The organism is Streptomyces lasalocidi, assembly GCF_005280215.1.
In the GTDB taxonomy this organism is placed as follows: domain Bacteria; phylum Actinomycetota; class Actinomycetes; order Streptomycetales; family Streptomycetaceae; genus Streptomyces; species Streptomyces longwoodensis.
The window spans coordinates 5,048,741-5,066,406 of record NZ_SZNQ01000001.1 but is presented as its reverse complement, the minus strand read 5'-3'; the positions used below and the strand labels follow the sequence as shown (position 1 = coordinate 5,066,406).

Annotated in this window: 18 protein-coding genes; 5 read left to right on the top strand and 13 right to left on the bottom strand. The window is 73.0% G+C overall.

Annotation, left to right across the window (positions count from 1 at the left end):
• Positions 1-88: 88 nt before the first annotated feature.
• From E4U91_RS22940 to E4U91_RS22925, 4 genes are all read right to left on the bottom strand, one after another.
• Positions 89-1,186: a YlbL family protein gene (locus tag E4U91_RS22940; RefSeq protein WP_137308582.1), complete on the bottom strand. Its 1,098-nt coding sequence runs from the start codon at positions 1,184-1,186 to the stop codon at positions 89-91.
• Between the two features lie 64 nt (positions 1,187-1,250).
• Positions 1,251-1,484 carry a hypothetical protein gene (locus E4U91_RS22935; protein ID WP_137301913.1) on the bottom strand — a complete coding sequence of 78 codons (234 nt, stop codon included), beginning with the start codon at positions 1,482-1,484 and terminating at the stop codon, positions 1,251-1,253.
• A gap of 53 nt (positions 1,485-1,537) precedes the next feature.
• Positions 1,538-1,999: a molybdenum cofactor biosynthesis protein MoaE gene (locus E4U91_RS22930; protein ID WP_137308581.1), complete on the bottom strand. Its 462-nt coding sequence runs from the start codon at positions 1,997-1,999 to the stop codon at positions 1,538-1,540.
• Positions 2,000-2,104: 105 nt separating this feature from the next.
• Positions 2,105-3,214 (bottom strand): SDR family oxidoreductase, encoded by a 1,110-nt coding sequence (locus E4U91_RS22925; RefSeq protein ID WP_137308580.1) that lies wholly within the window; start codon positions 3,212-3,214, stop codon positions 2,105-2,107.
• Positions 3,215-3,408: 194 nt separating this feature from the next.
• Here E4U91_RS22925 and E4U91_RS22920 point away from each other — a divergent pair, with 194 nt between their 5' ends.
• Together E4U91_RS22920 and E4U91_RS22915 are read left to right on the top strand one after the other, a co-directional pair.
• The gene (locus tag E4U91_RS22920) at positions 3,409-4,902 is read left to right on the top strand and encodes a zinc-dependent metalloprotease (protein WP_137308579.1); all 1,494 of its coding nucleotides are present in this window, start codon (positions 3,409-3,411) and stop codon (positions 4,900-4,902) included.
• The gene (locus E4U91_RS22915) at positions 4,899-5,423 is read left to right on the top strand and encodes an NUDIX hydrolase (RefSeq protein WP_137308578.1); all 525 of its coding nucleotides are present in this window, start codon (positions 4,899-4,901) and stop codon (positions 5,421-5,423) included. Before E4U91_RS22920 ends, E4U91_RS22915 begins: the two co-directional genes overlap by 4 nt.
• Positions 5,424-5,550: 127 nt before the next feature.
• Here the strand turns inward: E4U91_RS22915 and E4U91_RS22910 are convergent, their stop codons facing one another.
• From E4U91_RS22910 to E4U91_RS22895, 4 genes are all read right to left on the bottom strand, one after another.
• Positions 5,551-6,306 carry an AIM24 family protein gene (locus E4U91_RS22910; RefSeq protein WP_137308577.1) on the bottom strand — a complete coding sequence of 252 codons (756 nt, stop codon included), beginning with the start codon at positions 6,304-6,306 and terminating at the stop codon, positions 5,551-5,553.
• A gap of 17 nt (positions 6,307-6,323) precedes the next feature.
• Entirely contained in the window at positions 6,324-7,004 is a 681-nt protein-coding gene (locus E4U91_RS22905) for an AIM24 family protein (protein ID WP_137308576.1), read from the bottom strand.
• Between the two features lie 11 nt (positions 7,005-7,015).
• Positions 7,016-8,731 (bottom strand): TerD family protein, encoded by a 1,716-nt coding sequence (locus E4U91_RS22900; RefSeq protein WP_137308575.1) that lies wholly within the window; start codon positions 8,729-8,731, stop codon positions 7,016-7,018.
• Positions 8,732-8,847: 116 nt separating this feature from the next.
• Complete coding sequence (locus tag E4U91_RS22895; RefSeq protein WP_137308574.1) at positions 8,848-9,444, bottom strand: M48 metallopeptidase family protein; 597 nt, start codon at positions 9,442-9,444, stop codon at positions 8,848-8,850.
• Positions 9,445-9,681: 237 nt separating this feature from the next.
• Between E4U91_RS22895 and E4U91_RS22890 the strand changes: the two genes are divergently transcribed.
• Positions 9,682-10,920, top strand: a complete 1,239-nt coding sequence (locus E4U91_RS22890) for a TOMM precursor leader peptide-binding protein (protein ID WP_137308573.1) — start codon at positions 9,682-9,684, stop codon at positions 10,918-10,920.
• The gene (locus E4U91_RS22885; RefSeq protein WP_241678667.1) at positions 10,913-12,376 is read left to right on the top strand and encodes an ABC1 kinase family protein; all 1,464 of its coding nucleotides are present in this window, start codon (positions 10,913-10,915) and stop codon (positions 12,374-12,376) included. The genes E4U91_RS22890 and E4U91_RS22885 overlap by 8 nt, the downstream gene beginning before the upstream one ends.
• A gap of 142 nt (positions 12,377-12,518) precedes the next feature.
• On the opposite strand, the gene E4U91_RS22880 is transcribed toward E4U91_RS22885, so the two are convergent.
• From E4U91_RS22880 to E4U91_RS22865, 4 genes are all read right to left on the bottom strand, one after another.
• On the bottom strand, positions 12,519-12,842 hold the full coding sequence (locus E4U91_RS22880) for a hypothetical protein (protein WP_137308572.1): 324 nt from the start codon (positions 12,840-12,842) through the stop codon (positions 12,519-12,521).
• Positions 12,839-13,216, bottom strand: coding sequence for a WhiB family transcriptional regulator (locus E4U91_RS22875; RefSeq protein WP_137308571.1), 378 nt, complete (start codon positions 13,214-13,216; stop codon positions 12,839-12,841). Before E4U91_RS22875 ends, E4U91_RS22880 begins: the two co-directional genes overlap by 4 nt.
• 175 nt (positions 13,217-13,391) lie before the next feature.
• Positions 13,392-13,718, bottom strand: coding sequence for a hypothetical protein (locus E4U91_RS22870; protein WP_079084189.1), 327 nt, complete (start codon positions 13,716-13,718; stop codon positions 13,392-13,394).
• Positions 13,719-13,885: 167 nt separating this feature from the next.
• Positions 13,886-16,150 (bottom strand): ATP-dependent DNA helicase UvrD2, encoded by a 2,265-nt coding sequence (locus tag E4U91_RS22865; RefSeq protein WP_422070939.1) that lies wholly within the window; start codon positions 16,148-16,150, stop codon positions 13,886-13,888.
• A 149-nt stretch (positions 16,151-16,299) separates the two neighbouring features.
• Between E4U91_RS22865 and E4U91_RS22860 the strand changes: the two genes are divergently transcribed.
• Positions 16,300-16,542: a mycoredoxin gene (locus tag E4U91_RS22860; protein ID WP_137308568.1), complete on the top strand. Its 243-nt coding sequence runs from the start codon at positions 16,300-16,302 to the stop codon at positions 16,540-16,542.
• A 96-nt stretch (positions 16,543-16,638) separates the two neighbouring features.
• On the opposite strand, the gene nudC is transcribed toward E4U91_RS22860, so the two are convergent.
• Entirely contained in the window at positions 16,639-17,583 is a 945-nt protein-coding gene (gene nudC, locus E4U91_RS22855) for an NAD(+) diphosphatase (RefSeq protein WP_137308567.1), read from the bottom strand.
• Positions 17,584-17,666 lie beyond the last annotated feature (83 nt).

Genomic DNA, 17,666 nt, shown 5'->3' with positions numbered 1-17,666 from the left:
TGCGTGCCGCCCGCGGTTGGTGCCGTACGCGGCCGGGGGCGCCCTCGTCGACGAGGGCGCCCCCGGTGCCGTACTGCCGTCGGGCCGGTCAGCCCTTGGTCGTGCACTTCGGCAGGGCGTCGGTGTCCCCGCTGCGGATGTCCTTCAGGGCGTCGAGGGCGTCGTCGATGGTGGAGACCTTGACGAGCCGCAGCCCGCCCGGGGTGTCCTTGGCCGCGGCCGCGCAGTTGTCGGCGGGCGTGAGGAAGTAGCGCGCGCCCTTGCTGCGCGCCCCCACCGTCTTCATCTCGATGCCGCCGATGGGCCCGACCTTGCCGTCGTCGTCGATCGTGCCCGTGCCCGCGACGAACGCGCCGCCGGTGAGGCTGCCCGGGGTGAGCTTGTCGTAGATCCCGAGGGCGAACATCAGGCCGGCGCTGGGGCCGCCGACGTCGGCGAGCTTGATGTCGATACTGAACGGGAACGTGTGGTCGGTGCCCGCGGAGATGCCGACGACGGCCCGCCGGGCGCCGCTGTCGTCCGACTTGGCGGTGGTGATCGTGACCTTCTGGGTCGTGGTCGCCGTCCGGTTCGCCTTCTCGGCGGCGGCCTGCTCCTTGGCCGGGACGATCGTGAACACGACGTCCTGACCGGGCTTGTGCCGGGTGACCAGCTTGGCCACGTCACCGGGCTCCTTGACCGCGGTGCCGTCGACGGCCTTGATGACGTCACCCGCGTGCAGCTTGCCCTCGGCAGGCGAGCCCTTCACCACCGTGGAGACGATCACCCAGGACCGCACGGGGATGTGCAGCGCCTCCAGGGCGGCGACCTTGGCGCTCTCCTGGGACTGGCTGAACTCCTCGGCGTTCTCCTGGGTCGACTGCTCCTCCGTCTTGCCGTCCGGGTAGAGCGTGTCGTGCGGCACGACCTTGTCGTCGTGGGCGAGCCAGCCGTAGACCGCCTCGACCAGGTTCATGCGGTAGTCCGCGCTGGTCACCCGCACGGTCGTCATGTTCAGGTGCCCGTCGGTCGGGTAGGTCTTGCGGCCGGCGATCTGCAGCACCGGCTCGCCGTCGTGCTCCCCGAGCGTGTTGACCGTCGGGCCCGGCGACATCTCCGCGTACGGCACGCGGATCAGCACTCCCGCGCACAGGAGCGCGATCAGGACCAGGGTCGAGGCGAGCATCGTCGCGGTGCGGCGTGGCATGCCTCGACAGTACGGGACGCCTCTGTCAGCGCACCGTCAGGGCCGCCGGGCGGGGGTCGGGGCGTCAGGACCCGGAGTGCGTCGGGGTCCTGTCCTTCTCCATCGCGGCGCGGAAGCGCGCGTACCCGTCGAGCTCGGGCCCGTCGCTGCGGGCCTTGCGGGTGCGGTTGGCCCAACTGCCCCACAGCCCTGCGAAGATCGCTGCCACCAGCGGAATCAGCAACCAGGCGAGCGCCGCCATCCCGACCTCCCAGCCCCACGTGAGCGACCGCAACTGACTGATCAGCAGATTAACCATCCGCACGGACAACGCTCACGCCGGGGGTCCGGTTACGCAACCGGAGTGCGGGGTCAGCAGGCGCCCACCCACTCCTCGGTGCCGTCGGAGAAGGTCTGGTGCTTCCAGATCGGCACCTCGTGCTTGAGGTCGTCGATCAGCTTGCGGCACGCCTCGAAGGCCTCCCCGCGGTGGGGGCACGACACGGCGACGACCACGGCCAGGTCACCCACCCCGAGGTCCCCCACCCGGTGGACGGCGGCGAGCGCCCGCACGGGGAAGTCACCGACGACCTTCTCGGCGATCCGCCGCATCTCGGCCTCGGCGCTCGGGTGGCAGGAGTACCCGAGCCGGTCGACGTCGGCGCCCCCGTCGTGGTTGCGCACGGTCCCCACGAACAGGGCGGTGCCCCCGGACGCGTCGTCCCCGACGGCGCGGAAGACCTCGTCCAGCGACAGCGGGGTGTCCCGTACGGCGATCAGCTTGATCGCGTCGGACGCGCCCTGCTCACCGGGGTGATCACTGATAGGTGCCATGCCCCCATCGTGCCCCACCACCGGAACCCCGTGGAATCGCGGAAAGCCCCGACACACGCGCGTGCGCGTTTGGAGCCTCCTACAGGCGCGTGGGCCGCAGCCGTCCTACCGCCGTCGGGCCTTGCGGGCCCGGCGCACGACGGCCGCCGCGCCGAGCAGCGCCACCGTCGCGCCCGCCGCACCGGCCGCCGTCGCGTCCTTGCGCCCGAGCCGCCGGCCGGCGACCGTGTGCCGTCCGGTGACCTCCGCCAGGAGCTCGGCCAGCACCTCCTCGTTGGTCCACCGCGCCCGCCAGCCGGCGTCGTGCAGTCGGCTGCCGCTGACCACCCACGGGTACATCGTGTAGGCGAGGTCGCCCGCCGGTGACGGGGTCAGCCCGATGCGGTGCAGCCGGGCCGCGGCGCCCAGGGCGACCGCGGACGGCAGCTCCATGCGCCGGATGCCGCTGAGCTCCTCGACCTCCTCCTGCTCCAGCCACCCGTCGCACCCGACCGCCAGCTCCCCGTCCACCTTCTCCAGGACGGCGTACTCCAGGGCGCTGCACAGGTCCTCGACGTGGCAGAACTGCCAGACGGGCCGCGAGCCGGCCACCACCAGCAACCGGGGCGACTCGAAGTACCGGGTCAGGGCGGTGTCGGTGCCGCCCACCAGGATCGCGGGCCGCACGACGGTGACGTTGAGGCCGGGATGCGCGCGCGGGGCGCGGCGGGCCAGCCGCTCGATCTCCAGCAGGTCCCCGACGCCGGTCGCCTCGGCCGTGGCGCGCAGCTCCGCGTCCTCCGACAGGGGGAGCTCGTTGTCGGGCAGCGCGCCGTACACCATCGCGGACGTACAGAGCACGACCCGGTGCACGCCGGCCGCCGCGGCGGCGGTCAGCACGGTCTGCGTGCCGCGCACGTTGTACGCCGTCCGGGCGGCGGCGTCACTCCCCAGGTCGAGATCGAGCGCGAGGTGCACGACGACGTCGGCGCCCCGCAGCTTCTCCGCGATCGCCGGGTCGCGGACGTCGAGGATGTGCCACTCCGCCGCGTCGCACTCCCCGCGCCGCTCGTCGACGGCCACGACCTGCTTGATCTCCTCGGAGGCGGCGAGCCGCTCGGTGAGCAGCGCGCCCACCCCGGTCGCGGCGCCGGTCACGGCGACGACGGGGCGCCGTCCGCCGGCGGGGGTTGTGTGGTTTCGCGCTGCGCGAACCTGCGGATCTGGGGAACTCACCAGGCGTCTCCAGCGGTTGTCATCCATACGAGCGCGAGTGACGCGTACGTACCAGGTGGCATCCATCCTGCCGCAGGCCGCGAGTCGGCGAAGCACCGAGGCCCGATCGGGTCGGGGGTGTCTACGCTGGGTGGTGTTGCAGGGCAGCCGCGCCGCCGGACGAGAACCGGTGGCCTTACCAGCCGAGGAATCCCGTGAGTGACACCCCATTCGGCTTCGGCCTTCCGCCGGAGGAGCCGGAAGACGGCGACGAGGGCAAGCAGAAGGACCCGCAGAGCGGTGGTGGTCAGGGCCCGGCCAACCCGTTCGGATTCGGGGTGCCCGGAGCGGGCGGCCCCGGCGGTGACAATCCGTTCGCGGCCATGTTCGGCTCGCTGAACCCCACCGACCTGGGCGCCGCCTTCCAGCAGCTCGGCCAGATGCTGTCCTACGAGGGCGGCCCGGTGAACTGGGACATGGCCAAGCAGATCGCCCGCCAGACCGTCGCCCAGGGCACGCCGGACGGCGTGAAGGACGCGAGCATCGGCCCCGCCGAGCGCAGCGCGGTGCAGGAGGCCGTCCGCCTGGCCGACCTGTGGCTGGACGACGTGACGTCCCTGCCGTCCGGCGCGGCCTCCGCGGTCGCCTGGTCGCGCGCGGAGTGGGTCGAGGCGACCCTGCCGGCGTGGCAGGAGCTGGTCGACCCGGTCGCCGAGCGCGTGGGCACGGCGATGGGCGACGTGCTGCCGGAGGAGATGCAGGCCATGGCCGGCCCGCTGATCGGCGTGATGCGCTCGATGGGCGGCGCGATGTTCGGCTCGCAGATCGGACAGGCCGTCGGCGTCCTCGCGGGCGAGGTCGTCGGCTCCACCGACGTCGGCCTCCCGCTCGGCCCGGCCGGCCGCGCCGCGCTGCTGCCGGCGAACATCGAGGCGTTCGGCAAGGACCTGGGCGTCCCGAAGGACGAGGTGCGGCTGTACCTGGCGCTGCGCGAGGCGGCCCACCAGCGTCTGTTCGCGCACGTGCCGTGGCTGCGCTCGCACCTGTTCGGCGCGGTCGACGGGTACGCGCGCGGGATCAAGGTCGACACCGCCAAGCTGGAGGACGTGGTCGGCCAGTTCGACCCGCAGAACCCGGAGCAGCTGCAGGACGCGCTCCAGCAGGGCATGTTCCAGCCCGAGGACACGCCCGAGCAGAAGGCCGCGCTGGCCCGTCTGGAGACGGCCCTGGCCCTCGTCGAGGGCTGGGTGGACGCCGTCGTGCACGCGGCCGCCAAGCCGCGCCTGTCGTCGGCGGACGCGCTGCGCGAGACGCTGCGCCGGCGCCGCGCCTCGGGCGGCCCGGCCGAGCAGACCTTCGCCACGCTGATCGGCCTGGAGCTGCGCCCGCGCCGGCTGCGGGACGCCTCCCGCCTGTGGGCGTCGCTGACGGACGCGCGCGGGGTCGACGGCCGTGACGCCCTGTGGGCCCACCCGGACATGCTGCCGACGGCCGGCGACCTCGACGACCCGGACGGCTTCGTCCACCGCGAGCAGATGGACTTCTCCGAGCTGGACAAGATGCTCGGCGAGGCGGCGGGCAAGCCCGACCTGACGAAGGGCCCGGAGAAGGGTTCGGAGCAGGACCCGAAGGGGACGGACGCGACGGGCGACTCCGGCACGGACGCCCGGGGCGAGGGCGACGGCGGCAAGGGCGACGGCACCGAGTGAGCCTGTACGACGACGCGGTCCTGGTCCTGAAGGAGTACGAGGGCCACCAGGACCAAGACGAGCTGCGCCGGCTCTACCTCGACCACCTGGCCGCCCATCCGGACGGCATGTGGAAGGCCTGCGGGGACGGGCACATTACGGCGAGCGCCCTGGTGATCGACCCGGAGCGGGGCCGTGCGCTGCTGACCCTGCACAGGAAGCTGCGGATGTGGCTGCAGATGGGCGGTCACTGCGAGCCGGTCGACGCCACCCTGGCCGAGGCCGCGCTGCGCGAGGGACGCGAGGAGTCGGGCATCTCCGGGCTGACGCTGCTGCCCGGGGGCCCGGTGCGCCTGGACCGCCATCTCACACCCTGTGCCTGGCACCTGGACGTGCAGTACGCCGCGCTCGCCCCGGCCGGCGCCGTGGAGGCGATCAGTGACGAGTCCCTCGACCTGCGCTGGTTCCCCTACGTGGAGGTCGCGTCGGTCGCCGACGACTCGGTCGTACGGCTGCTGGAGGCGACGCGCGCGCGGCTCTGACCGGCCGCCGGGACGCGAGGACGCGCGCGTACTCGTGCGCCGCACGTAAGGGGCGACCGCCCGGACGGTCGCCCCTTACGTGATGCCGTGTCGTTCCGGACGTCGGCCCGGAATCAGCGATCAGCGATCAGCTCCAGGCGTTGCCCTGGTTCTGTGCGCGCGCCCCGTGCTGGCCCATGCCGTACTGCGCGGCGAGGCCCTGGCCGATCTGGGCGTTCTGCGGCGGCAGCAGCTCGCTGGGCTGGACGAGCGCGAAGCCGCTGCCCATGAAGCTCAGCTCCCAGCCCTCACCGGTGGTGCCGCGCCGGCGCCACACGCCCGAGGAGTGCGTCTGGGCCTGCATCTGCACGCGCAGCCCGGTGGACCAGGCCACGATCGCGTCCGCGTCGCAGTTGACGTACTTGTCGGGCGTGACCTGCATCAGCAGCGGGGCGCCGGAGGTCATCAGGGCGACCCTGCCGCGCCCGGTGATGTTCAGCTGGTACTTCCCTGAGCCGGAGATGCCGTACACGCTGTCGACGGCGATGACCTCGTGGTGCAGCGAGGAGTCCATGGCGAGGACGTAGCTGCTGTCCACCGTGAGGCCGTCCTGCTCCACCTCCATCACGTGGATGTGCTGGGCGAGGTTGGCGAAGTACACCGTGCCCTGCCCGTGGCAGCGCATCAGGTCCAGCCCCTCGCCGGTACGCGCGCGTGCGCGGCGCTGGTTGGTGTTCTGCCACTCGGCGTCGAACTCGACGAGGCCCTGGTAGGCGACCATCGTGCCCTTGCGGGCGAGGACGTCGTCGTGGCCCTCCAGGTTGACGCGGAGCATGTGCTTGTTCTGCAGGCTCCAGCGCTCCTGGGTCTGCTGGTCGTTGTACGCGAAAAGCGGGCTCTGCATGGCGTTCTGGCTCCCCCTCAGCCCCGGAACCGGAGGCGGTCGGTGCTGTCCTCGCTGGGCTGGACGACGACGATGCCCTGGCCGGAGAAGGCCATCTGGTAGGCCTCGCCGCTGCCCCGGCCGATGAGCGACTGCGCCTTGAAGCTGCGCTTGCCCTTCACCTTCAGGTTGGGCGACCAGGCGACCAGGGCGTCCGGGTCGACGTAGGTCTCGTCCTCGCCGCCGCCGCAGTCGACGACGATCGGCTTGCCCCGGGAGGTGAGCGCGACCCAGCCCTGCCCGGAGATCTTGGTGTTCCACAGGCCCTGCCCGGCGAACTTCGCGAGCCCCTTGACCCGCTCCACGCCCCAGGTGAGGTGCGCGTCGAAGGCGAGCAGGTTGGTGGCGTTGACGGAGATGCCGTCGCCGTTGAGGTTGATGACGACCACGTCCGCGCCGTAGTCGGCGAGGTAGAGCAGGCCGTCGCCGGAGCACTTCATCAGGGGGGCGCCCTCGCCGGTCATCCAGTCGCGCGCGATCTGGCGCACGGCCGGCGGGTTGGGCTCGTACTGGACGAAGCCCTCGTAGGCGACCATCGAGCCCACGCGTGCGAGGAGGTCGTTCCCGGTCTGCAGGGCGACCTTCAGCATGTGGTTGCCGTGGTTCTCCATGCGGGCGGTGACGGGTGCGGGGGCGAAGCCCGCGAGCTGCTGGTTCATGACGGGCTCCCTCAGACCTCGTACGGCTGGACGACGATGAAGTTGCCGGGGGCGCCCCGGAACTGGGGGTTGATGCTCTCGCCGGTGTCGCCCGGGTACGCGTTGCGGCGCATCCGCACCTGGCTGGAGACGATCACCTGCGCGGCGGACGACCAGGCGACGACGGCGTTGCAGTCGGCGAACGTGGTCGGCGTGACCGGGAGCACCACGGGCGTGCCGTGCGTCTTGACGACGATGGTGCCGGTGCCCTGGAACTGCATGGTGAACAGCGCGCCGCCGGGGATGCCGTGGCCCTCGATGCGGCGGACCTCGTACTGCAGGCTCTCGTCGAAGGCGAGGACGTTCTCCGCGGAGACGCAGATGCCGTCGCCCTGGAGCTCGATGGGGTGCAGCATCGTGGAGTTCTCGGCGAGGAACACCTGTCCCTGGCCGGTGCAGCGCATCAGCTGCATCTCCTGGCCGGTGGCGTTGCCGACGATGCGGCCGGCGAACCCGGCGCCCTTGTAGCTGAAGTCGACCTTGCCCTGGTAGAGCACCATGCTGCCCTGCCGGGCCAGCACCGGCTGGCCGCCGATGCCCAGGTCGACGCGGATCAGCTTGCTGTTCTGCTGGGTCCAGCGCTGCCCGGTGGGCGTCTCCCGGAACTTCTGCAGCGCGGCGCCCACTCCGGCGCCGCCCGGGGGCGCGCCCTGCGGCACGCCGTACGCCTGCTGGCCGGGGATCTGGCCGAAGGGCGGCTGCTGGCCGTAGCCGGGGGGCGGGCCGGGCTGGCCGTAGCCGGGCGGCATCGGGGGCTGCGGGGCCTGCGGGGCCGGGGGCTGGCCGTAGCCGGGCGGCATGGGCGCGGACGGCGCCGGGGGCTGCCCGTACTGCTGCTGGGGCGGCTGGCCGTAGGGCGCGGGGACCGGGCCGGGCGGCGGGACCTGGACGCCACCGGGCGGCGTCATGGGGGCGATGAGGGTCGGCGCGCCGTGCACGGAGGGGTGGGGCGCGGGCGGCGGGGGCGGTGTGGTGCCCGGCGGGGGCGCGGGGGGCGCGAAGTGCTGCGCGGCAGGCTGCGGCTGGGGCGTGGGCGCGGCGGGAGCCGGGGCCGGGGCGGGCGGGGCGCCGAAGGCGGGCGGGGCGAACCCGGGGGCGCCACCCGCCGCGGGCTGCTGCGGCTGCGGCTGCGGCTGCGGCGGCGCGGCGGGGGCCTCCTCCTCGAGGACCTCGCCGCCGAAGTTCTTCAGCAGCGCTTCCAGGCCGCCGTCGAAGCCCTGGCCGACGGCCGCGAACCGCCACACGTCCTTCAGGTAGAAGTCGCCGAGCATCACGGCCCGCTCGGTGGTGAACTCCGAGCCGTCGAAGGAGTACCGGGCCACCTCCTCGCCGCCCGCGACGATGCGCAGGTAACCGGGGCCGATCTGCGACATCTGTCCGGCGCCGTCGATGGTCGCGGTGAAGGACAGCTTCTGGATCCGCGGCGGGATCCGGTCGAGGGTGACCCGGAAGGACTCCGTGTCGCCGGCCTGGCCGCCCAGCAGCTGGACGGACTCCTCCGGGGACTTCGGCTGGTTGAAGAAGATGAAGTAGCGGTCGTCCGAGAGCCGTTCGTCGGCGTCCAGTCCGAAGCAGCTGATGTCGAAGCTCAGGCCGGGGGCGGAGATCTGCACGCCTACGTACAGATCCGTGCCCGCGGTGAGGTCACTGATCCTGGCCTTGTGGCCGCGTTGGAATTCCCTGGCCATGCGTTACGACCGTCCCCCATCCCGAAGTGAGTGCGTCGCGCCAGGCTAACCGCAAACCCCGAGATCGAACGGTGTCGGTACAGACCCGGTACACAACGCGCGCGTGGTCACCGCGCTCACTGTCCGCGCGTGCCCGGCAGGTGCGGCAGCCGCTCGGCGGCCACCACTCCCTCCAGGTAGCCGCGGGCCCGCTCGGTGCGCGGGTAGGCCTCCAGCAACTGCCAGAAGTCGGACCCGTGACCCGGTACCAGCAGGTGGGCGAGCTCGTGCAGCAGCACGTAGTCGATGACGTACTCGGGCATGCCCTTGAGCCGGTGCGACAGGCGGATGCTGCCCTCCGCCGGGGTGCACGAGCCCCAGCGGGTGTTCTGGTTGGTCACCCAGCGCACCGAACGGGGTCGGGCCCGGCCCTCGAAGTACTGCGCGGACAGCCGCTCCGCCCGCTCGGCGAGCTCGGTGTCCCCGGGCACGCGCCGGCTCTCCTGGGCGGCCAGCTTGTCGAGCATGACGCTGACCCAGCGCTGTTCCTCGGCCTTGGACATGCGGGCAGGGATGAGCACGACGGTGCGATCGCCCTCGCGGTACGCGGAGACCGTCCGCCGTCGGCGGGTACTCCGGCGCACCTCGATCGCGCTCGCCCCCGAGCCGCTCGGCGGCTGGCTCGTCGTACTGCGCTGTGGGGTTCCGGCGCGGTGCAGTGGGTCGGCGGGCACGCCTCGACGTTACCCGCTGCACCTGGGGGAAGTCCCGGCTCCGGGACGGTTCGGGGCGCAAGCCGTACCCCCGGTGTGCGGCGTACGACGGATTAGTACGACGAATCGGGGCGCCTGTGGACAACTCGGCGCACCGCTCGGCGGACCCCGGCATGCTGACACTCGTCGGCGGAGCGAGGACCTCCCACGCCCCGCTCCGCCGGCGTACGGGACGTTCGACGGCTACGGGGGCCCTTCATGCATCCGATGGTGAAACCCGCGCTGCGGCGCGGCTGGCGTGACCTCAACACCGTGCAGTTCGGGATGACCCCGGCGCACGCGCTGACGCTCGGGCCGATGGACACGGCGACGGGCAGCTTCCTCGACCTGCTGGACGGCACCCGGGGGCTGCCGCTCCTGCGGGAGGAGGGCCGCCGGATGGACCTGCCGGACGGCCACGTCGACCTGCTGGTGCGGCGGCTGGCGCGGGCCGGGCTGGTCGACGACGCGCATGGGGGCGGTGCGGACGCGGACGCGCTGCGCGCCAGACTCGGGGTGCTGGACCGGCTGCGCCCCGACCTGGCGGCGCTGTCGCTGGTGGCGCCGGGGCCGGGCGAGGCGATGGGCCTGCTGGCCGCGCGCCGGAGGCTGCGGGTGCAGGTGCGCGGGGCCGGCCGGGTCGGCGCGGTGATCGCCTCGCTGCTGGCGGGGGCGGGCGTCGGCGAGGTCGACGTGCGGGACGGCGGCCGGGTGGAGCCGGGCGACGTGGCACCGGGCGGCCTGCCCGCCGACGCGATCGGCGAGCGCCGGGACGAGGCGGCCCGCCGGGCGGCCCGCCGGTCCGCGCCCGAACGGCCGCCCCGCCGGACCCCGGGCCCCTCGGCCGACCCGGAGCCCGACGGTTTCGCCCTCGTCGTCCTCGCCCCGCGCGACGACGTCGCCGTGCACGCCCCCGACCCGGCGGCCGCGCAGCCGCTGCTGGCGTCCGGCATCCCGCATCTGTACGCCGGGGTGGTGGAGGCCACGGGCGTCGTCGGGCCGCTGGTCCTCCCGGGGGAGACGGGCTGCGCCGGCTGTCTGCAGCAGGAGCGGGTCGACCGCGATCCGACCTGGCCGCGGCTGGTCGCCCAGTGGCGGTCGGGGCACCGGCGCCCGGTCCGCGCCTGCGACCTGGCGCTGGCCACGACGGTCGCCGGTCTGGCCGCCGCGCACGCCCTGGCCTTCCTCGACGGCCGCGGCCCGTCGAGCGCCGGGGCCCGCTGGGAGGTCTCGGCACCCACTTTCCAGTGGCATGCTCGGCCGGTGTGGGCGCACCCGGCCTGTCCGTGCGGAGCGGCGGAGGACCGTACGGAGAGCCGTCCGGAGGAAGGTGAGGGAGAACACCCCTCAAAGGACGCGGGCGCACACGCGACAATGGGGGAGCAACGGCATTCGAAGGAGTTGGGCCGTAGGGCACACACGGCGCGGCCGGCTGGGACCTGGAGGGCGCATGTCTGATCTTCCCCGCAAGGCGGTCACCCGGACCGCCAAGCTCGCCGCGCTCCCGCTCGGCTTCGCCGGCCGGGCGACCTGGGGGCTGGGCAAACGCATCGTCGGCGAGTCGGCGGAGATCGTCGGCCGCGAGCTCCAGCAGCGCACGGCCGAGCAGCTGTTCAAGGTGCTCGGTGAGCTGAAGGGCGGTGCGATGAAGTTCGGGCAGGCGCTGTCCGTCTTCGAGTCGGCGCTGCCCGAGGAGGTCGCCGGACCCTACCGGGCGGCCCTGACCAAGCTCCAGGAGGCGGCGCCGCCGATGCCGACGCGCACGGTGCACGCGGTGCTGGCGCAGCGGCTGGGCGAGGACTGGCCCCAGCTGTTCCTGGAGTTCGAGGACAAGCCGTCCGCGGCCGCGTCGATCGGCCAGGTGCACCGTGGCGTGTGGCACGACGGCCGGGAGGTCGCGGTCAAGGTCCAGTACCCGGGCGCGGGCGACGCCCTGCTGTCCGACCTCAACCAGCTCGGCCGGTTCGCGCGCCTGCTGGGTCCGCTCATCCCCGGCATGGACATCAAGCCGCTGATCGCCGAGTGGCGCGACCGCGTCTCCGAGGAGCTGGACTACGAGCTGGAGGCCGACGCCCAGCAGGCCCACGCGGAGGAGTTCGCGGGCGACCCGGACGTGGTGGTCCCGGCCGTGGTGCACCAGTGCGACCAGGTCCTGGTCACCGAGTGGATCGACGGGGTGCCGCTGTCCGAGGTGATCGCCGACGGCACGCCGGAGCAGCGCGACCGCGCCGGTCAGCTCCTGGCCCGCTTCCTGTTCTCCGGTCCGGCCCGCACCGGCCTGCTGCACGCCGACCCGCACCCGGGCAACTTCCGGCTGCTGCCCGGCGGCCCGGAGGGCGAGGACGACTGGCGCCTCGGCGTGCTGGACTTCGGCACGGTCGACCGCCTCCCGGGCGGACTGCCGGCCCCGATCGGCGAGTCGCTGCGGATGACCCTCGACGGCCACGCGGACGCCGTCTACGAGCTGCTGCGCACGGAGGGCTTCGTCAAGGAGTCCGTCGAGCTGGACCCGGACGCGGTCCTCGACTACCTGCTGCCGATCATCGAACCGGCCCAGGTGGAGGAGTTCACCTTCACCCGGGGCTGGATGCGCAGCCAGGCGGCCCGCATCGCCGACCCCCGCTCCCCCGCCTACCAGCTGGGCAAGCGGCTCAACCTGCCCCCGGCGTACCTGTTGATCCACCGCGTCACCCTCAGCACCATCGGCGTCCTGTGCCAGCTCGGCGCGACGGTCCGGCTGCGCGAGGAACTGGAGGAGTGGCTGCCGGGCTTCGTCCCGCAGGAGGAACCGCTGGACGACCGTGAGGACGGTGAGGACGGGGAGGACGGGGAGGACCGGGCGTACGCAGAGGGCGGGGCGGACGAGGACGCCGAGGACGCCGACGAGGACGGGGACTCGGTGGCGCAGGCGTGAGCCTCCGCCGGGTGCCGGTGGCGCCCGCGGCGGTCCGACGGCGGACGCGCCGCGGGGGCCGGTCCGTTCGGTCGGACCGGCCCCCGCGAGGAGAGCTTCGCCTCCCCGGGGTCGGGGAGGCCACCGCTTCAGGTGGACTGGGTCACTGCATCACGGCCATGGCGAGCGCACGGCGGGCACGCATCGAGGCGCGCTCGGCCCGGCGCTGCATCCGGCGGGCGGTGGCCAGGCGCACGGCCCGGCGTTCCCGCTCGGCCTCGTGCAGTCGCTCGTGCATATGCGCACGAGCCAGGGCTTCTGGGATGAGTTGCATCTCTCGGGTCCTGTTCTGACGCGAGTCGATCGCGCCGGTGGTGGTGACGTCTTCGGTCGCGGAGCCGGCGGGCTCGCTGGTGGACGGCTTCATCGGGGCCTGCTTCTTGGGGTCGTGCGTGAGGGGACGGTCGATGGTTCCGGTGGTGTTCATGCCGTGACCGGGTTCTTGCGCGGGCGGCCACGCGGCCGCTTCCGGGCGACGACGACCCCCTGGACGAACAGCTCGCCACCCCAGACACCCCAGGGCTCACGCCGCTCCTTGGCCCCGGCGAGGCAGGCCTCGATCAGCGGGCAGGTGCGGCACAGGGACTTGGCGTACTCGACGTCCGCGGGCGACTCGGCGAAGAAGACCTCCGGGTCGTAGGAGCGGCAGGGGACGGGCACGCCGAGGTTCTCGATGGCGTCGTCGAGCGCGGTGAGCGCGGTGAGCGGAGTGAGCGGGGTCAAGGTGGAGTCCTCCGTGAGGCCGGGCGGCGGGAGCGTTGCGGAAGGCGGTACGGACGGGGCGTGCGCTTCGAGTTGCACGGGTGGTCTTCCTCGTCTGGTCGGTCCGGCCCTGTGGGGCCGGGTGTCGGCTGGGTACCGGGTTCTTTTCTTGTCCCGAGGCCCCTTCTCTCTGCCGTCCCCGTTCGGGGAAAACAGAAGGGCCGCGGATCCCGGATGGGGTTCCGCGGCCCTGAAGGCGCCGGCCTGATCGAGATCAGGCTGGATCACTCCAGGGTTCTGGCCCACGGAAGGCCCACATCAGGTGGTGCTGCGTCGTCTGCTTCCGGAATCCGGCACCGGTCGCCGTAAAGGCATAGGCCTGCGCCTGTGCCACTACTGCTGCTTCCAGTGCCTTGGTCGGTCGCTCGTCACGCTCGCGGACGGGAAGGCCCGCAGGGGCGACGGAGGACGCCGGACGCTCGACACGAATGCCGGACAGACCGGTGCCCCGGTGGGAGGAGCCGAGCAGGCACAGGGAGACGACCGAGCGATCGGTCAGTTTGGCGCTGTTGATGGAACCGGCGTTGTTGATGCTGATCACTGGAATCGCCTCCTCTCGGCGTCTCAAGGGACCGGGCGTGAACCCGATCCGGCGGATACGCAAGTACAGCACGGAATCAGGGCCTTCGAGAAGGCCGCCGTTCCCGTGCCTAAGAACCTATGGGGATTGCTGGGGCATGTGCAAACTATTTTTTGGAAGAGTTCCGATCAGTCCGCCTCGTCCTCCCCGCCCAGGTCCTGACCTGCGCAGAGGGCCAGGACATCGGTCCCGTAGCGGTTGAGCTTGCGCACGCCGACCCCCGGGATACGGGCCAGCTCACCCGGTTCCTCGGGGACGGTCTCGGCGATGGCCATGAGGGTCTTGTCGGTGAAGACGCAGAACGCCGGCTGCCCCGAGCGCCGTGCCTGCACCGCGCGCCAGGACCGCAGCCGCTCGTACAGCCCCTCGTCCATGTCGGACGGGCAGTCCTCGCAGCGCAGCAGCTTCAGCTCCCCGGCGTCGGTCAGCGTGCGTCCGCAGACCCGGCAGCGGGCCGGGGCGCGCTGGGTGCGGCGGGGCACGGCGGGCGCGCTCGCGGTGGGTGTGCCGGCGGGGCCGCGTTCGATGCCGCCGCCGGCCCCGGCGGGACTCCGGCCGGCCGCCGTGCCGGAGCCGGGGCGCAGGCCGTCCAGGAAGCGGCTGGGCCGGCGGTTCGGACGGCCGCCGGGTGCGCGGGACAGGGCCCAGGAGACGTGGAGCCGCTCGCGGGCCCGGGTGACCCCGACGTAGAGCAGCCGGCGCTCTTCCTCGATCTGCTCGTCGGTCCTGGCGTAGGTGATCGGCATCATGCCCTCGGCGACCCCGACGAGGAACACGGCGTCCCACTCCAGGCCCTTGGCCGAGTGCAGGGAGGCGAGGGTGACGCCCTGGACGGTCGGGGCGTGCTGGGCGCCCGCCCGCTCGTCGAGTTCGGCGACGAGGTCGGCGAGGGTGGCGTCCGGCTTGGCGGCGGCGAAGTCCTGGGCGAGGTTCACCAGCGCGGCCAGCGACTCCCAGCGCTCCCGGACCGCGCCCGAGCCGGCCGGGGGCTGCGGGGTCCAGCCCTCGCCGGACAGGACGGCCCGCACCTGGGAGGGCAGGTCGACGGCGTCCTCCAGGGCGGAGTCGTTCCCGCCGAAGCGGGCGGCGCCGCGCAGCGCGATGCCCGCCTTGCGCACCTCGGGCCGGTCGAAGAAGCGCTCGGCGCCGCGCAGCTGGTAGGGGATACCGGCGTCGGCGAGCGCCTGCTCGTACGTCTCGGACTGGCCGTTGGTGCGGAACAGGACGGCGATCTCCGAGGCGGGGACGCCGGAGTCGAGGAGGTCGCGGATGCGGCGGGCGGCGCCCTCGGCCTCGGCGGGTTCGTCGGCGTACTCGGCGTAGACGGGTTCGGGTCCCGGGGAGCGCTGGGAGACCAGCTCCAGCCGGTGGTCGGCGGCCCGGCCGCGGGCCTGGGCGAGCAGGCCGTTGGCCAGGTGGACGACCTGGGGGGTGGAGCGGTAGTCGCGGACCAGCTTGACGACGGTGGCACCGGGGTGGCGGGTGCGGAAGTCGAGGAGGTGGTCGGGGGTGGCTCCGGTGAAGGAGTAGATGGTCTGGCTGGCGTCGCCGACGACGCACAGGGTGTCGCGGTCGCCCAGCCACAGCTCCAGCAGGCGCTGCTGGAGGGGGCTGACGTCCTGGTACTCGTCGACGACGAAGTGCTGGTACTGGGAGCGGACCTGCTCGGCGATGTCCTGCCGGTCCTGCAGGACGGCGACGGTCAGCAGCAGGACGTCCTCGAAGTCGATGACGGCGCGGTCCCGCTTGAGGTCCTCGTAGGCGGAGTAGAGCTGGGCGATCTCGGCGGGGTCGCGCGGGGTCTCGCGGCCGGCCTGGGCGGCGGCGCGGGGGTAGTCGGCGGGGACGGTCTGGGTGACCTTGGACCACTCGATCTCCGCGGTGACGTCCCGCAGCTCGCCGCGGTCGAGACGGATGCGGCAGGCGGCGGCCGCGTCGGCGACCAGCTGGACCTTGCGGTCGATGAGCCGGGGCAGGGAGCCACCGATCGCTTTCGGCCAGAAGTACTGCAGCTGACGCAAGGCGGCGGAGTGGAAGGTGCGGGCCTGGACGCCCTGGGCGCCGAGCTGGCGGAGCCGGCCGCGCATCTCGCCGGCGGCCCGGGCGGTGAAGGTGACGGCGAGCACGCTGGAGGGCTGGAGGATGCCGGCCCGGACGCCGTAGGCGATGCGGTGGGTGATGGCGCGGGTCTTGCCCGTGCCGGCTCCCGCCAGCACGCACACCGGTCCGTGCAGGGAGGTGGCGACCTCGCGCTGCTCGGGGTCGAGCCCTTCGAGCACCGCGTCGGCCGAGTCCGGTACCTGCGGGAAGAGGGAGGAGTGCGTTGCTGCTGTCACACCGCCATGCTGCCAGGTCGTGGGAGACGGCCGAGCCGGTTGTCCACAGGCGGGCACTGATTGTCGTACCGATGCGGCAGACGTCACGTGGGCGCGGCGGGGACCTCCGGGGACGGGCGTGCCCCGGCGGGGAATGGTCGGGCGGTGGTGTGCGTTGCTCCCCCTAGTAGGACCTGTTCCCGAGCCGGCTGAGGAGCGCGCGAGACATGCAGGGCACTGTGACGATGTACAGCACCACCTGGTGCGGCTACTGCCAGCGGCTGAAGAAGCAGCTGGACCGCGAGGGCATCGGATACACCGAGATCAACATCGAGCAGGACCCGGAGTCCGCGGCCTTCGTGGAGAAGGCGAATGGCGGGAACCAGACGGTCCCGACCGTGCTCTTCGCGGACGGTTCGACGCTGACGAACCCGTCGCTGGCGCAGGTGAAGCAGAAGATCGGCGCCTGAGCGGCCCCCGTGGACGCCTGAACGGCCATGTCGAAGGGCGGCCTCCCCGTAAGGGGGGCCGCCCTTTCGTCGTGTCCGGTCCCGGCGGCGACCTGCCTAGAGGAAGCCGCGGGTCGGCAGGGGCTTGCCGTACCAGAGCTCGATCAGCCGGGCCGCGATGGAGATGCCGTAGGGCGGCAGGACCTCGCCGGACTCGAAGGCGGCGCCCAGCTCGTCCCGGGAGAACCAGCGGGCCTCGTGGATCTCGTCGCCGTCCACGTCGATGTCGGTGGTGGTGGCGCGGGCCATGAAGCCCAGCATGAGGCTGGACGGGAAGGGCCAGGGCTGGCTCGCGATGTACTCGACCGGGCCGACGGTGACGCCGACCTCCTCGGCCACCTCGCGGCGCACCGCGTGCTCGATGGACTCGCCGGGCTCGACGAAGCCCGCGAGCGTCGAGAAGCGGCCCTCCGGCCAGTGCATCTGGCGGCCGAGGAGGATGCGGTCGTCCTCGTCCGTCACCGCCATGATCACGGCCGGGTCGGTGCGCGGGTAGTGCTCGGCGCCGCACGCGGGGCAGCGGCGGATGTGGCCGGCCGCGGCGATCACCGTGCGCTCGCCGCAGCGGGAGCAGAAGCGGTGGGTGCGCTGCCAGTTCTCCAGGCCGACGGCGTGCACCATCAGGCCGATGTCGCGCGGCGACAGCAGCAGGCCCGCCTCGCGCAGGCCGGCCGGGCGCGCGGACTGGTCGATGCGGCCGGGCAGCGCGTCCTTCTGGAGGGCGAAGTAGCTGACGCCGTCCTCGTCGATGCCGAGGAAGTAGCGGTGGGCCTCGGTGAGCGGGGCCTCGAAGGACGGGGTCATGACGAGCTCGGTGCGGCCGTCGGGTGTCTCGTCGATGAGGACCTGACCGCCGGAGACCACGAAACAGCGCGTCGTGGGGTGGCTCCACGCCGCCGCGAGCCAGGCCTCGTCGAGCCGGTGGTGCGCGGCCCGGTCGATGCCGCTCGGGGCGGTGAGCGAGAGGGGTCGATCGGCGTTCTGGTCGGTCCAGGTGGTCACGGGTGCTTCCAACTCCCCCGGTGGAACGGTGGTTTCGGGCGGGCGGTTCAGCGGGACGTGCGGCAGGGGGCGACCGGGTCCGG

Excerpts from the sequence above, each read along its gene's own strand:
- E4U91_RS22940 (WP_137308582.1), bottom strand. The coding sequence starts at position 1,186 with ATGCCACGCCGCACCGCGACGATGCTCGCCTCGACCCTGGTCCTGATC.
- E4U91_RS22930 (WP_137308581.1), bottom strand. The coding sequence starts at position 1,999 with ATGGCACCTATCAGTGATCACCCCGGTGAGCAGGGCGCGTCCGACGCG.
- E4U91_RS22935 (WP_137301913.1), bottom strand. The coding sequence starts at position 1,484 with ATGGTTAATCTGCTGATCAGTCAGTTGCGGTCGCTCACGTGGGGCTGG.
- E4U91_RS22880 (WP_137308572.1), bottom strand. The coding sequence starts at position 12,842 with ATGAACACCACCGGAACCATCGACCGTCCCCTCACGCACGACCCCAAG.
- E4U91_RS22885 (WP_241678667.1), top strand. The coding sequence starts at position 10,913 with ATGTCTGATCTTCCCCGCAAGGCGGTCACCCGGACCGCCAAGCTCGCC.
- E4U91_RS22890 (WP_137308573.1), top strand. The coding sequence starts at position 9,682 with ATGCATCCGATGGTGAAACCCGCGCTGCGGCGCGGCTGGCGTGACCTC.
- E4U91_RS22905 (WP_137308576.1), bottom strand. The coding sequence starts at position 7,004 with ATGAACCAGCAGCTCGCGGGCTTCGCCCCCGCACCCGTCACCGCCCGC.
- E4U91_RS22910 (WP_137308577.1), bottom strand. The coding sequence starts at position 6,306 with ATGCAGAGCCCGCTTTTCGCGTACAACGACCAGCAGACCCAGGAGCGC.
- E4U91_RS22900 (WP_137308575.1), bottom strand. The coding sequence starts at position 8,731 with ATGGCCAGGGAATTCCAACGCGGCCACAAGGCCAGGATCAGTGACCTC.
- E4U91_RS22860 (WP_137308568.1), top strand. The coding sequence starts at position 16,300 with ATGCAGGGCACTGTGACGATGTACAGCACCACCTGGTGCGGCTACTGC.